This is a genomic window from Paraburkholderia sp. BR10954 (assembly GCF_040965775.1).
GTDB lineage: Bacteria > Pseudomonadota > Gammaproteobacteria > Burkholderiales > Burkholderiaceae > Paraburkholderia > Paraburkholderia youngii.
In genome coordinates, this window is record NZ_JBFRCK010000038.1 from 25823 (window position 1) to 39078 (window position 13256).

The 13256-nt window shown below is 62.5% G+C and carries 11 protein-coding genes and 1 tRNA gene; 1 reads left to right on the top strand and 11 read right to left on the bottom strand.

The genetic code is table 11. The annotated features are described in order from the left end of the window. Positions 1–87: 87 nt before the first annotated feature. From AB4Y34_RS34510 to AB4Y34_RS34535, 6 genes are all read right to left on the bottom strand, one after another. On the bottom strand, positions 88–621 hold the full coding sequence (locus AB4Y34_RS34510) for a GNAT family N-acetyltransferase (RefSeq protein WP_026227959.1): 534 nt from the start codon (positions 619–621) through the stop codon (positions 88–90). A gap of 92 nt (positions 622–713) precedes the next feature. Then, a complete protein-coding gene (map, locus tag AB4Y34_RS34515) occupies positions 714–1499 on the bottom strand; it encodes a type I methionyl aminopeptidase (protein ID WP_176109278.1) in 786 nt (261 codons plus the stop codon). A gap of 487 nt (positions 1500–1986) precedes the next feature. Further along, complete coding sequence (locus AB4Y34_RS34520; RefSeq protein WP_176379853.1) at positions 1987–3582, bottom strand: hypothetical protein; 1596 nt, start codon at positions 3580–3582, stop codon at positions 1987–1989. A 742-nt stretch (positions 3583–4324) separates the two neighbouring features. Further along, a tRNA-Ser gene (locus tag AB4Y34_RS34525) sits at positions 4325–4415 on the bottom strand. A gap of 196 nt (positions 4416–4611) precedes the next feature. Then, positions 4612–5907, bottom strand: a complete 1296-nt coding sequence (gene serS / locus AB4Y34_RS34530; protein ID WP_368718584.1) for a serine--tRNA ligase — start codon at positions 5905–5907, stop codon at positions 4612–4614. Between the two features lie 64 nt (positions 5908–5971). After that, positions 5972–7285, bottom strand: a complete 1314-nt coding sequence (locus tag AB4Y34_RS34535) for a replication-associated recombination protein A (RefSeq protein ID WP_176121176.1) — start codon at positions 7283–7285, stop codon at positions 5972–5974. Positions 7286–7508: 223 nt separating this feature from the next. On the opposite strand from AB4Y34_RS34535, the gene cytX reads away from it, so the two are divergent. Further along, on the top strand, positions 7509–8825 hold the full coding sequence (gene cytX, locus AB4Y34_RS34540) for a putative hydroxymethylpyrimidine transporter CytX (protein ID WP_368718585.1): 1317 nt from the start codon (positions 7509–7511) through the stop codon (positions 8823–8825). Between the two features lie 119 nt (positions 8826–8944). Here cytX and AB4Y34_RS34545 read toward each other — a convergent pair whose 3' ends face one another. From AB4Y34_RS34545 to AB4Y34_RS34565, 5 genes are all read right to left on the bottom strand, one after another. Beyond that, positions 8945–9133, bottom strand: a complete 189-nt coding sequence (locus AB4Y34_RS34545) for a hypothetical protein (protein ID WP_309240633.1) — start codon at positions 9131–9133, stop codon at positions 8945–8947. Between the two features lie 203 nt (positions 9134–9336). Then, positions 9337–9567, bottom strand: a complete 231-nt coding sequence (locus AB4Y34_RS34550) for a hypothetical protein (RefSeq protein ID WP_368718586.1) — start codon at positions 9565–9567, stop codon at positions 9337–9339. 169 nt (positions 9568–9736) lie between these two features. After that, positions 9737–9886, bottom strand: a complete 150-nt coding sequence (locus AB4Y34_RS34555) for a hypothetical protein (protein ID WP_368718587.1) — start codon at positions 9884–9886, stop codon at positions 9737–9739. Continuing rightward, positions 9883–10626, bottom strand: coding sequence for an outer membrane lipoprotein chaperone LolA (lolA, locus tag AB4Y34_RS34560; protein WP_176379901.1), 744 nt, complete (start codon positions 10624–10626; stop codon positions 9883–9885). Before lolA ends, AB4Y34_RS34555 begins: the two co-directional genes overlap by 4 nt. A gap of 151 nt (positions 10627–10777) precedes the next feature. After that, positions 10778–13087: a DNA translocase FtsK gene (locus AB4Y34_RS34565; RefSeq protein ID WP_176121170.1), complete on the bottom strand. Its 2310-nt coding sequence runs from the start codon at positions 13085–13087 to the stop codon at positions 10778–10780. Between the last annotated feature and the right edge of the window lie 169 nt (positions 13088–13256).

Consider the following 13256-nt stretch of genomic DNA (forward strand, 5'->3'; position numbering starts at 1 on the left):
GGTGCGCAAGAAAAATGCTGGCCGGAAAAAGACCGTGATGAACGGACGGCGAAGACGAGCGGCACGCGCAACGCGCCGCTCGGGTGATCACTGTTGAAGCACCTGCGAGGTAGTCGGCACGTGACGCACCAGCAGACTTTCGACCTGCTCGGGCGCGCGCTCGACGCGCCGGTGCTCGCCGGTCGGGCCAAAGCCGAGCGCCTCGTAGAAGCGCATCGCGTTGCGGTTAGTGTCGGCGACCCACGCGTAGATTTCCGTGGCGCCCGCATTCGCGAGCCAGCTGCTCGCGGTGTCGACCAGCAGTTCGCCGCCGCGCAGATGACGCACGGCCGGCGCCACCCATAATTCGCAGACGAACGCGCGGCGCGCCGCGGTGTCGTCGAAATGCGCCTCGACGAGGCCGGCCGGATGGCCCTCGGTGTAGAGCAGGAAGGTGCCGACGGACTGCGAAACCGCGTGATTCGCCGCGGTCGCGTCGAAACTGGCGGCATCGGCCGACAACGCATCCTCGAGCGTCGCGCCGAACGCATATGGCGCCTCCCGCAGCGAGGCGGTGCGGAGTTCGCGAAAAACGGCGCCCTGATCAGCAGTGATGCGGCGAACGGTCAATGACGGACTCATGCAGACGAAAACCCCTGGAAACCCTAACGCGTAGCTTTAACCGAACCGGCCGGCGAGTCAAATTTATTATTGACCAGAATATGCGATCCCGCTCACGGTGCGTCGTAGTCGCCGGTGCCGTCCGGCCACGGCGTCAACAGTTCATAGCCGTCGTCGGTCACGGCGACCATGTGTTCCCATTGCGCCGACAGCGAGCGGTCCTTCGTGATCACGGTCCAGCCGTCGCGCTGCACCGATGTGCCGGCGCGGCCCGCGTTGATCATCGGCTCGATCGTGAAGACCATGCCCGGCTTCAGGCGAACGCCCTGCCCCGGCTGGCCGTAGTGCAGCACCTGCGGGTCCTCGTGATAGATCTTGCCGATGCCGTGCCCGCAGTAGTCGCGCACGATCGAGAAGCCCTCGCGCTGCGCAACCTTCTGGATCGCGTGGCCGACGTCGCCGAGCGTCGCGCCCGGTTTCACCTCGCGGATGCCGGCCACCATCGCCTCGTAGGTCGTGTCGATCAGCGCACGCGCGACCGTGCTCGGCTGGCCGACGCAGTACATGCGGCTGGTGTCGCCGAAATAACCGTCCTTGATGATCGCGACATCGATGTTGATGATGTCGCCGTCCTTCAGGATCTCGCCGCGATTCGGAATGCCGTGGCACACGACATGGTTCACCGACGTGCAGACGGTCTTCGGAAAGCCCAGATAGCCGACGTTGGCCGGAATCGCCTTCTGCGTATGGACGATGTAGTCGTTGCACAGCGCGTCGAGGTCGTCGGTCGAGACGCCTGCCTTGACGTGCTCGCCGATCATTGCCAGCACATCGGCCGCGAGGCGGCCTGCAATGCGCAGCTTCGCGATATCGTCGGGAGTCTTGTAGGTAATGGCCATGAATTCAGTCGATGTGAGTCGCGGGTCAAACGCGAGATGACCCGCCGCGCCCGAAAGCCCGGCGGCCCGCAACCGCCGCTCGATGGGCGATTTCGGGCAATTGTACAGAGGATCGCGGAGGGACCCCGAGCAAACCGGCTGAAAAGATGCTCGGAAGGCGGCGGCGCTAGCGGGGCGATTTCGGGCTCGCGCCCGAATCAGAGTGACTCCGTTCGTGGGTGGTGGGGCTTGCCCGGCCTGCGGGTTCACATGGACTTGCGGCGAAAAGGCTCGAATCTTTGTCGAGCCATGCAACGCCCATCGTTCGGTTTCCCGAACTAAATGGTGGGTCCGCTCGGCTTCGCGGTCGTCGCCGGGCGCGTTGAGGAAGGTGATGGAGGGTTTCGAGTCGGATGAGGCGCCCACCCCTTCGCCTCGATACGCTGAGGCAAGGGGTCGGGCGCGATTCTTACCGACGCTCAGGCTGGCTTGCGTCGATATCTGCGGCTTAGTTGTCGGGATTCGCCGCCGTGAAGCTTTGGAACGCACTGTACGCCGGATTCAACGGTGTGCCGTTTTTCATGATGCCGAACGTCTCGTCGCCGCTATCGAGCACGTAATACATGACGCCCTGGATATTGTGCGTCTTGCGATTCTGATAGAACTCGCCGAGCTTGGTCGTGATGTAGTTCCCGCGATAGGTCTCGTCTCGTTCCGGTCCGGTGTTCCACTCGGTGATGAGGAACGGCACGCCGTAACGGGCCTTGCAATAGGTCGGCAGATCGAAGCCAGGTTGAGCGCCGTCCGCACCGAGGGAGAACACGTCGCCATACACCTCGTAGTTGTGCCACGTGGTGATATCCCAGCGCACGGTCGGGTGGCCGCCGCTACCATCGGGCTGCATACCTTCCCACAGCGCGTCCGCTGCGCCGACATCGTTCACGCAGAAGTTGATGCCGCATTTCGCGTTGGACTGAACCGACTTCACGCCGTCGATCATGCCGCGCATCACGCCGCGCATCGCCGGCCAGTTCGCGTTGTTGAAGTCCGACGCCTTCGTGCCCGCACTGGTGAAGTCCAATACGGTGGCGTTCGTGCGCGTCAACTCGTTGCCGCATTCGTATATGGTCACGCCATACGGCTTCAGTGCGTTCGCGATGCCTTGGGCGACCGAGTAACCCTGGTTGTAAGCGGCACTCTCGTTGGCGAACACGTTGCCATTGGAGTCGTAGACGCCCTGATTGATCAGCACGATCAACGTCATGCCCGCCGACTGGAAAGCCTGCGCAAGCCCGATCAGTGCGTTCAGCTGGTTCGAAGTGTTGGTGCAGCCCACGCGATAGCTGGTGCAGCCCATGCCCTTCAGGATCGACACGACCTGTTGAGGCGTGTAGGTGTAGTCGAAGTGGCCGTTCATGCCGTAGAACATGCCCGCGGCCGGTGCGATCGCGGTGCGCGGATCGCTACATGGCAGCCAATGACCGGCGGTCTCGTTGTTCACGTAGAACTGGCCACCCGTGCCGCAATGCCAGATCTTGCCGCCGTACCACAATAGCAGCGAGACGTTGTACGTGTTGCCTACGGGCGCCCCATTGCAGAGAATGACACCGTTGTTCACCGTCCAGATGTTGTTGGATTTGTCGATGATGTACGACGAACCGGGGATCGTGGTGCCATCAGCCGAGGTGCCACCGAGGCGCGGGTCGATGCAACCTTTCCAGCCCGAGCCCGTCCATTGGTAGAACTGACCACCCGTGCCCTCGTGATAGATCACGCCGGCGTAAAACAGGACCATCTGCACGTTGTAGGTGTTGCTTGCCGGCGAACCGTTGCAGTAGACCGAGCCACCGACACCTCCGGACAGCGTCCAGACGTTGCCGGAGTTGTCCGTGATGGACGAGGCGGGCGGAATCGAGACACTGTTCGGATCGCTCGTCTTTGCGACGGCCGTTTTGGAAGCCGCGGTACCGGAAGCGCCGGTTGCGGCGGCAGCAGCAGCAGTCTTGTCGTCCGCGGTGCCGGATCCGCCGCCACCACATGCGGCCAAAAGATAACTTGCGCTCAGGGCCGTGAGACCCCCAATGAATTGACGTCGTTTTATCATCGCAGAGTAATTCCAAATGTCGGGAAAATTCCCGATAAAAAGACCAAAGGTGAATTCGCTGTGATTCGGACGGACAATGCATAAGGATTCGATGCAAATGAATTTGCATTCCTTAAAAACATTTGTCCTGAGGTGCCGTGGAACGCACGTCTGTGATGTCCGATTGAACCGATGCTCGCGAAGAGGCTCCTCGCGGTGGTCCAGATTGACAAAGCTGGTGCGCGTCAGTCCGCAAACGTTTGCCTTGCGAACCTTTTACCGATTGCTGCCGCAACTCTTGACTTGTAGGAAAATTCTTCCCGTAAAAGCTGCTGACGGCGTAAATCGTACCCTGAACGAATGACCGAGCCCAGCCAAAAATCGTATTTATTTGTAAAAAAAGGCAGATCTTGCGGAGATGTGTTGGGTCCGCGAAGATTCGCACTTTAAGAAGTCGATCGGGGGGCGGGTCGCCCGCAAATTTTCTTACTTCGACCCCTTATAGCGCGCGACGGCCATATCCCGAATATGTCCCCGCAAATGAATGAGAAGACAGCGCAGCAGGTATCGCTTAAGGTATTTGTATGGAAATCGAATGAAAAAGACCCACGAGCAACGAATAGCTCATGTACAAAAAATTGAAACAATGGATTTCGCCAATAGAAATGATGCTTGAACAACATCGGATTGCCTTGGCAACACAATTCGAAAAGCCAAAACAAAAAACCCCTTGATCTCGGTGAAATCAAGGGGTTTCAGAATTTGGCGGAAAGGGTGGGATTCGAACCCACGGTACGGGGAAACCGTACGCCTGATTTCGAGTCAGGTACATTCGACCACTCTGCCACCTTTCCGGGTATTCCAACTCGCTGCTGCTTCGTCGGATCCAAGCGGGCCGTTGCTTGGGAGAAAAAGATTATAAAACAGCTTGAATCAGTTTTCCAAGCCCCTCGACGAAAAAACTTCCAAATTTTTTCGAGAGGCCTGGGTGCCGGCAGCGGCACCGTCAGACACGCGACGATACCGCGCCTGCGCACATGCCGGTGACGCTCAGGCCGCCGGCACGTCCAGCCGCTCCACGCCGCCGAGGTAAGGCCGCAGTGTCGCCGGCACCGTCACCGAGCCATCGGCGTTCTGGAAGTTCTCTAGCACCGCGACGAGCGTGCGGCCAACCGCGAGACCCGAGCCGTTCAGCGTATGCACCAGCTCCGGCTTGCCCTGCGCGTTTCGGAAACGCGCCTGCATGCGTCGCGCCTGGAACGACTCGGTATTCGAGCAGCTCGAAATCTCACGATAGGTGTTCTGCGCGGGCAGCCATACTTCGAGGTCATAGGTTTTCGCTGCGGAGAAACCCATGTCGCCGGTGCACAGCGTGATCACGCGATACGGCAGTTCGAGCTTCTGCAGAATCGCCTCGGCATGGCCGACCATCTGCTCGAGCGCGTCGTACGATGCGTCAGGAGCGACGACCTGCACCATCTCGACCTTGTCGAACTGATGCTGGCGGATCATGCCGCGCGTGTCGCGGCCGTACGAGCCCGCCTCCGAGCGGAAGCACGGCGAGTGCGCAGTCAACTTGATCGGCAGTGCGTCCGCTTCGACGATGCTCTCACGCACCGTGTTGGTCAGCGAAATTTCCGAGGTCGAGATCAGATACTGGGTGACCGTGCTTTCACCGCCGCCCTTCTCGACGCGGAACATATCGTCCGCGAACTTCGGCAGCTGGCCGGTGCCGTACAGGATGTCCGGATTCACGATGTACGGCGTGTATATCTCGGTATAGCCGTGTTGCTGCGTGTGCGTGTCGATCATGAACTGTGCGAGCGCGCGATGCAGCCGCGCAATCTGGCCGCGCAGCATCGTGAAGCGCGCGCCCGACAGCTTCGCGCCTGTCTCGAAGTCGAGGCCAAGCGGCGTGCCGACGTCCACGTGATCCTTGACTTCGAAGTCGAACTGTCGCGGCGTGCCCCAGCGGCGCACTTCGACGTTATGGGCTTCGTCGTTGCCGACCGGCACGCTTTCGTGCGCGAGATTCGGCACGCCGAGCAGCAGATCGGACAGACGCTTCTGGATGTCTTCGAGCTTGACCGCCGACGCCTTCATCTCGTCGCCGATGCCGCTCACTTCGGCCATTACCGCCGACGTATCTTCGCCACGCCCTTTCATCGCGCCGATCTGCTTCGACAGGCTGTTGCGGCGCGCCTGCAGTTCTTCGGTACGGGCCTGGGTATCGCGGCGTTCCGCTTCGAGCGCGGTGAAGGCCGCGACGTCGAGGGTATAGCCGCGGTCGGCGAGGCGTTTGGCGACGCCGTCGAGGTCTTTGCGCAGCAACTGGATGTCGAGCATGAGATGGGACGGATGTTCGTTGTATGAAACCGCGATTTTAACGCACCGGCCAAGGCGAAACGCCTCAAGCCTTCTTCGGCTTGTTCTCGGCGCGCCACCGCGCATCGAGCTCGCCAAGCCGCGCGAGCTTTTCGCCGATCTTGCCTTCGAGGCCACGCGGCGTCGGCTCGTACCAATGCGGCTCGCGCATGCCGTCCGGAAGATAGGTCTCGCCGGCCGCGTACGCATCGGGTTCGTCGTGCGCATAGCGATAGTCGTGGCCGTAGCCGAGTTCCTTCATCAGCTTCGTCGGCGCGTTGCGCAGATGCACCGGTACCGCGCGCGACTGGTCCTTGCCGACGAAACGCCGCGCCTCGTTGTACGCGTTGTATCCGGCATTCGATTTCGGCGCGACCGCCAGATAGATGATCGCCTGCGCGAGCGCGAGTTCGCCTTCGGGCGAGCCGAGACGCTCGTAGGTTTCGGCGGCGTCGAGCGTGATGCGCGCGGCGCGTGGGTCCGCGAGGCCGATGTCTTCCCACGCCATACGCACGATGCGACGCGCCAGATAGCGCGGGTCGGCGCCGCCGTCGAGCATGCGGCAGAACCAGTACAGCGCGCCGTCCGGGTTGCTGCCGCGCACCGATTTATGCAGCGCGCTGATCTGATCGTAGAATGCGTCGCCGCCCTTGTCGAAGCGGCGCAGATTTTCCGCGAGCGCGCTGCCCAATAACGCGCCGTCGATTTCGGTGGTCTTCTGCTGGGCGGCCGCGCGCGCGACGATCTCGAGGTTGTTCAACAGCTTGCGGCCGTCGCCGTCGGCGGAGCCGATCAGCGCGGCGCGCGCTTCGTCGGTGAACGCGAGGCCGCCGAGTTCTTTTTGCGCGCGCTCGAGCAACTCGCGCTGTTCGTCGTCTGTCAGGCTCTTCAGCACGTAGACGGCGGCGCGCGACAGCAGCGCGCTGTTGACCTCGAACGATGGATTCTCGGTCGTCGCACCGACGAACACGAACAGGCCCGACTCGACGTGCGGCAAGAACGCGTCTTGCTGGCTCTTGTTGAAGCGATGCACTTCGTCGACGAACACCAGCGTCTGATGGCCGTTCGCGCGATGGATCTGCGCGGTCTCGACCGCCTCGCGGATATCCTTCACGCCCGACAGCACCGCGGACAACGCGATGAACTGCGCGTCGAACGCATCGGCCATCAGCCGCGCGAGCGTGGTCTTGCCGACGCCGGGCGGGCCCCACAGGATCATCGAATGGGCCTCGCCCGATTCGAACGCGACCCTGAGCGGCTTGTTCGGACCGAGCAGATGGGACTGGCCGATCACTTCGTCGATATTGCGTGGCCGCAGGCGTTCGGCGAGCGGAACATTTGCACGGGTTTCTTCAAACATGACGTTTTGGGGATAATCTCGGCTTTCCGGGTACGCACCGCGTTCGAGCGGCGCCGCGCCGGACAAGCGCAAAGCCCGCGCACGGCCGCAAGCAGAGGCAACAACACGGGCAACTCCTGCATTATGACAGTGACGGCGACCGCGCGATGGCCGACCCGGCGCGCCGACAGCGCATAAATTCACAGCAGAGCTTCACCGCACCACCAGGAGGAACACACATCAGATGGCTCAAGATTCTGTCGCCGGCCAAGCCGGCTCCACCTACGCGCCGCTCTCGCCGGTGCCCGACGCGCGCCGCGCGTTCCGTACCGGCGACGCGTTCGCGCTGTGGTTCTCGCTCGGCATCGGCCTGCTCGTCGCCCAGGCGGGCGCGCTGCTGGTGCCTGGGCTGTCGCTGCCGCATGCGCTCGTCGCGATCGCGCTCGGCAGCGTGATCGGCGTCGTGCTGCTCGCGCTCGCGGGCGTGATCGGCACGGACACCGGGCTCGCGGCGATGTCGTCGCTGCGTCCGACGCTCGGCGTGCGCGGCGCGTCGGTGCCGGCCGTGCTGAACATGGTGCAACTGGTCGGCTGGGGCTCGTTCGAGGTGATCGTGATGCGCGATTCCGCCGATGCGCTCGCGAAGCAGGCTTTCGGCCTGTCGATGCCGCTCGTGTGGACCGTGATCTTCGGCCTGCTCGCAACCTTGCTCGCAATCAGCGGCCCGCTGTCTTTCGTGCGGCGCTTTCTGCGCAAGTGGGGGATCTGGCTGCTGCTCGCGGGCGCCGCGTGGCTCACGTGGAACCTGCTCGCGCGCCACAATCTCGCCGATCTGATGCAGCGTCCCGGCACCGGCGAGATGTCGTTCGGCGGCGCGGTCGACCTCGTAGTCGCGATGCCGCTTTCGTGGCTGCCGCTGATCGCCGACTACACGCGCTTCGGCCGCCGTGCCGGCGAGACGTTCCGCGGCACGCTGTACGGGTACGGCATCGCGAACATCTGGTTCTATGCGCTCGGCGCGGTCTATGGCCTCGCGGCCGGCGGCGGCGATGCATTGCTGACCGGCGCGCTCGCGCAAGCAGGCGGCGGGTTTGCGCTGCTGCTGATCCTGATCGACGAAATCGACAATGCGTTCGCCGATATCCACTCGGCCGCGGTGTCGACCGGCACGTTCTGGACACGCGCGAGCGTGCCGTTGCTGTCGGCCGCGTTCGGCGCGCTGTGCACGCTGATCGCGCTGCTCGTGCCGATGGCGAAGTACCAGAATTTCCTGCTGTTGATCGGCTCGGTATTCGCGCCTCTGTTCGGCGTCGTGCTGATGGATCACTTCATCGTGCGCAAGCGTCGCATCGATGCCGCGGTGCTCGCCGATGTGCGCGGCCGCTACGGCTTCTCGGGCGGCTGGCACCTGAGCGCGTTCGTCGCATGGGCGATCGGCATCGCGTCGTACCAGGTGATCAATCAATGGCTGCCGAATCTTGGCGCGACGCTGCCGTCGCTCGCGATCGGTGCGGCGTGCTACTACGTCTTCGTATCGGCGCGCAAGATTGCGTATGCATGAGCGCACTAGTCTTAGCGCGTTGCGTTAGACGCGGCTGCCAGAAAGTAACAAAGACCTGCAGTGCAATTGCAGGTCTTTTTTTATGACCTGAAACCGCCAGCCGCTGTTCGCGCCGCCGGCTATTTTTTCGCGGCTTTGCGCCGACGCGATTCGACCTTTCGACACAGGTCCGTGAGCAGCCAACGGGCGACGGTCTCGGGCCGGTTCGGTGCGTACGACGCGAATTTGCTCTCGTTCGCGAAGTGGACAACGACGGTGCCCGTCATGACGCGATAGGTTCCGGCATAGTTCACGCCGTCCAGTTCCACGCTGAGCGCGTGGGTGGTTTCATATTCCGCGAAAGTCAAAGTAAGAGCGATACCTCAAAATGAGACATTATCGCTACGATTTTTCGGAAATCAAAAAAGATATGCAATTCGTTGCATACCAAAGTACTACCGACAGGTAACCATTGCGGTTTTCACCGGCGATCGAAATAATGTGCACGTTATATGCATAAAAATCTAGGGCGTTATTGCCGTTCGAGGGAAACCGATGGCTCGTCGGCAAAACGTTCAAGCGCGCGATTACCTTCCCGATGGGCTTCGGCCTCATCGCTAAAGGTTTTTTCGCTGTATGCCACGACCTTGAAACCACTTCCGGCCGACCGTGGAACCGTGATTCCCCAATGCCATCCGCCCTCCTGCTCGAATACATGGAGGGACGGGGACAAGCGTAACTCGTGTGAAGAAGACAATCTCATGACATGCCTCACCTTTCCAGACATTCGAAGCGACAACCAGCTTCAATCAGTTTAGGCGTTATTTTGTTGCGTTGCAGCAAAAAATTGTTAGAGACTGCGCGCCCAATCCTGGAAATGATCGTACGCGCTAACTCAGCCGATCAGCGATGCCGGTCTTTGCAGTCTCGCACTAAATCATTACGTCTGCCGGCACGACGATTTGATTTTTAATCGCGGCACAGAGCGCGCAGCTTGAGCAATCCACGCGCCACGTGCCGCGCGCAATAAAAAAGCCGCGCTCGACAAGCGCGGCTTCGCCGGCGCGCACCGCGCGATTCATCCGTTGATCACATCCGCGCCCTTCGGCACCGTGAACTTGAACGCATCGGACGGCAGTGGCGGATTTTTCTGGATGTTCGAGAACGTCAGCAGCGTGACGTTACCGAACACGTCGTGCAATTCCATCGCTTCCAGATTGCCGTCCTTGAAGCCGATGCCGACGCGCTCGAACTGCGTGTCCTTCGCCTTCGGCGTCAGTTCGAGCCAGTCGATGCCGGCTTTCACGCCCGCGTCGCGCAGCGTGAAATTCTTCTCCAGGTCGTTGCTGCCGAACAGGATCGCCGCCGGGCTCGCGCCGAGCGCGTTGCCGAGCGCGCGCACCGTCACCTGGTTCAGATCCTTGTCATAGACGAAGAGCTTGTCGCCGTCCGCCTGCAACAATTGCGAGTAGGGCTTCTCGTATTGCCAGATGAACTTGCCGGGCCGCGCGAACATGAACGTGCCGCTCGAGGTGGTCGGCTTGCCCGGGTTCGCGGTGGACAGCGCGCCGCTCGCGCCCTGCGCCTTGCTCGGCGCGCGCACTTCCTGTTGCACGAAGGTGCCGCGCGCCGAATGGACCTGCGAGACGAAGGCCTTCAGTTGCTCGGTGCCGCTCGCGAACGCGTGCGACGCGACGAGCAGCGACGCACCGATCGCGACACTGCCGGCGGCGCGCGCGATCTTGCGCATGCCGCGGCACACGCGCTCGCCGAGGCGGCCCGCTCGACGCTGTCGGGCATCCTGCCGCGCGATTGCTTGCATAGGTATTTCTCCGTTGAATGAATTCGGTGATGGGCTGTGCCGGGTCGCCGCCCTCGCTGAACACAAAGGGACTGGCCCGGCGTCGAGCCGCAATAGCGCACAGGGCGGTATACGCAGCGGCGCTCGCAATAGCCGCAATGACTTGTTGCGGCTATTCCGCTTCGCGCGCCGGCGCCAGAATCTCGCGATTGCCGTTCGACGACATCGCCGACACCACGCCCGAATTCTCCATCTGTTCGAGCAGACGCGCCGCCCGGTTGTAGCCGATGCGCAGGTGCCGCTGCACCAGTGAAATCGACGCGCGGCGGTTCTTCAGCACGACGTCGACCGCCTGGTCGTATAACGGGTCCGACTCGCCTTCGGTGGACGCGGTTCCCGCCGAGCCTTCGTCTCCCTCGCCGCTCACGCCGCCTTCGAGAATGCCCTCGATATAGTTCGGCTCGCCCTGCTCCTTGAGCTTGTCGACGACGCGATGCACTTCATCGTCCGACACGAACGCGCCGTGCACACGCACCGGCAAACCAGTGCCCGGCGGCAGATACAGCATGTCGCCCATGCCGAGCAACGACTCGGCGCCCTGCTGGTCGAGAATCGTGCGCGAATCGATTTTCGACGACACCTGGAATGCCATCCGGGTCGGCACGTTGGCCTTGATCAAGCCGGTGATCACGTCGACCGACGGACGCTGCGTCGCGAGTATCAGATGGATGCCGGCCGCGCGCGCCTTCTGCGCGATTCGCGCGATCAGCTCTTCGACCTTCTTGCCGACGACCATCATCAGGTCGGCCAGTTCGTCGATGACGATCACGATGTTCGGCAAACGCGTCAGCGGTTCCGGATCGTCCGGCGTCAGGCTGAACGGATTCGGCAGCTTCTCTTCGCGTTTGGCCGCTTCGTCGATCTTGTTGTTGTAGCCGGCGAGGTTACGCACGCCAACCTTGCTCATCAGCTTGTAGCGGCGCTCCATCTCGGCGACCGCCCAGTTCAGCGCGTGGCCCGCCTGACGCATGTCGGTGACGACCGGACACAGCAGATGGGGAATACCTTCGTAGACGCTCATTTCGAGCATCTTCGGATCGATCAGGATCATGCGCACCTGCTCGGCGCTCGCCTTGTACAACAGCGACAGGATCATCGCGTTGATACCGACCGACTTGCCCGAACCGGTCGTGCCAGCGACGAGCAAATGCGGCATCTTCGCGAGGTCCGCGCACACCGGCTTGCCGCCGATGTCCTTGCCGAGACCCATCGTGAGCGGCGACGCGGCATCCGCATACACGGTCGAGCCGAGAATTTCGGACAGGCTCACTGTCTGACGGCGCTGGTTCGGCAGCTCCAACGCCATGTAGTTCTTGCCCGGAATCGTTTCGACGACGCGGATCGACACGAGCGACAGCGAACGCGCGAGGTCCTTCGCGAGGTTGACGATCTGACTGCCCTTCACACCGGTGGCCGGCTCGATTTCATAGCGCGTGACGACCGGGCCCGGATACGCGGCGACCACGCTCACTTCAACGCCGAAGTCCTTCAGCTTCTTCTCGATCAGGCGCGACGTAAATTCGAGCGTGTCCGCGGAAATGGTTTCCTGCGCGGCGGGCGCGGGGTCGAGCAACGAGATGGGCGGCAGCGTGGAGTCGCCGGGCAGATCGGTGAAGAGCGGCACCTGGCGCTCCTTCTCGACACGCTCCGACTTCGCCGGCGTGGCGAGCGGCGGCACGATCACCACGGGCTCGTGCTCCTCGATGCGCACGCGGCCCTTCTCGACCTTGCCTTCGCGCTTGACGGCGGCCGCTTCGCCGAGCTTGCGATCGAGCCCGGCCTCGCGGCGCAGCTTCGCGAACGTCACCGCGGAAATGATGGATTCGCCGACCTTCTCCGCGACCGACAGCCACGAAAACCGGAAGTACAGCGACAACCCGATCCCCAGACCGAGCAGCAGCGCGAGCGTGCCGCCGGTGAAGCCGAGCGCATGCGAGATGCCGCGCGCGACGGCCTCGCCGATCACGCCGCCCGGCGCGCGCGGCAACTGCACTCTCAGCGACCACATGCGCAGCGCCTCGAGGCCGTTGCACGACAGCAGCACGAGCATGAACGCGAACGCGTCCGCGAGCCAGCTGACGCCGCGCGGCGCGTCGTCGTCCTGGGGCTCTTCGTTGCGGGTGATGCGCCTGTAGTTCGCGGAGATGTGGCGGCCGAGCAGCACGATCCACCAGTAGGCGGACAGGCCGAACAGCAGCAGCAGAATGTCCGAGGTCCACGCGCCGACGCGGCCCGCCCAGTTCGAGATATGGTCGACCTGCGCGGCATGGGTCCAGCTCGGGTCGTGCCTGCTGTAGCTGACGAGGGACATCAGCAGGAACACGCCGAGGGCCACCTGCAGAATCCAGCGGATTTCGGTGAAGAGGCGCGACATGCGGTGCGGCAATGCCTGCGCGCTCGCGGTATAGGGAGCTTTTGCCATTGATCCTGTTGCCTGGGGTAGCCGGTTCAGGCTGAAACTGCCGCCGGGAACGCGGCCCGAGCCGCGCCGCGCGCGGCTTCGAGCCCGATCCCGGCTACCGGAAACTTCGATCCGGGCTATTGTAAACGCTGTGTCCCGCGCGAGGCTGTAAATGACGGTAACTTGGCGG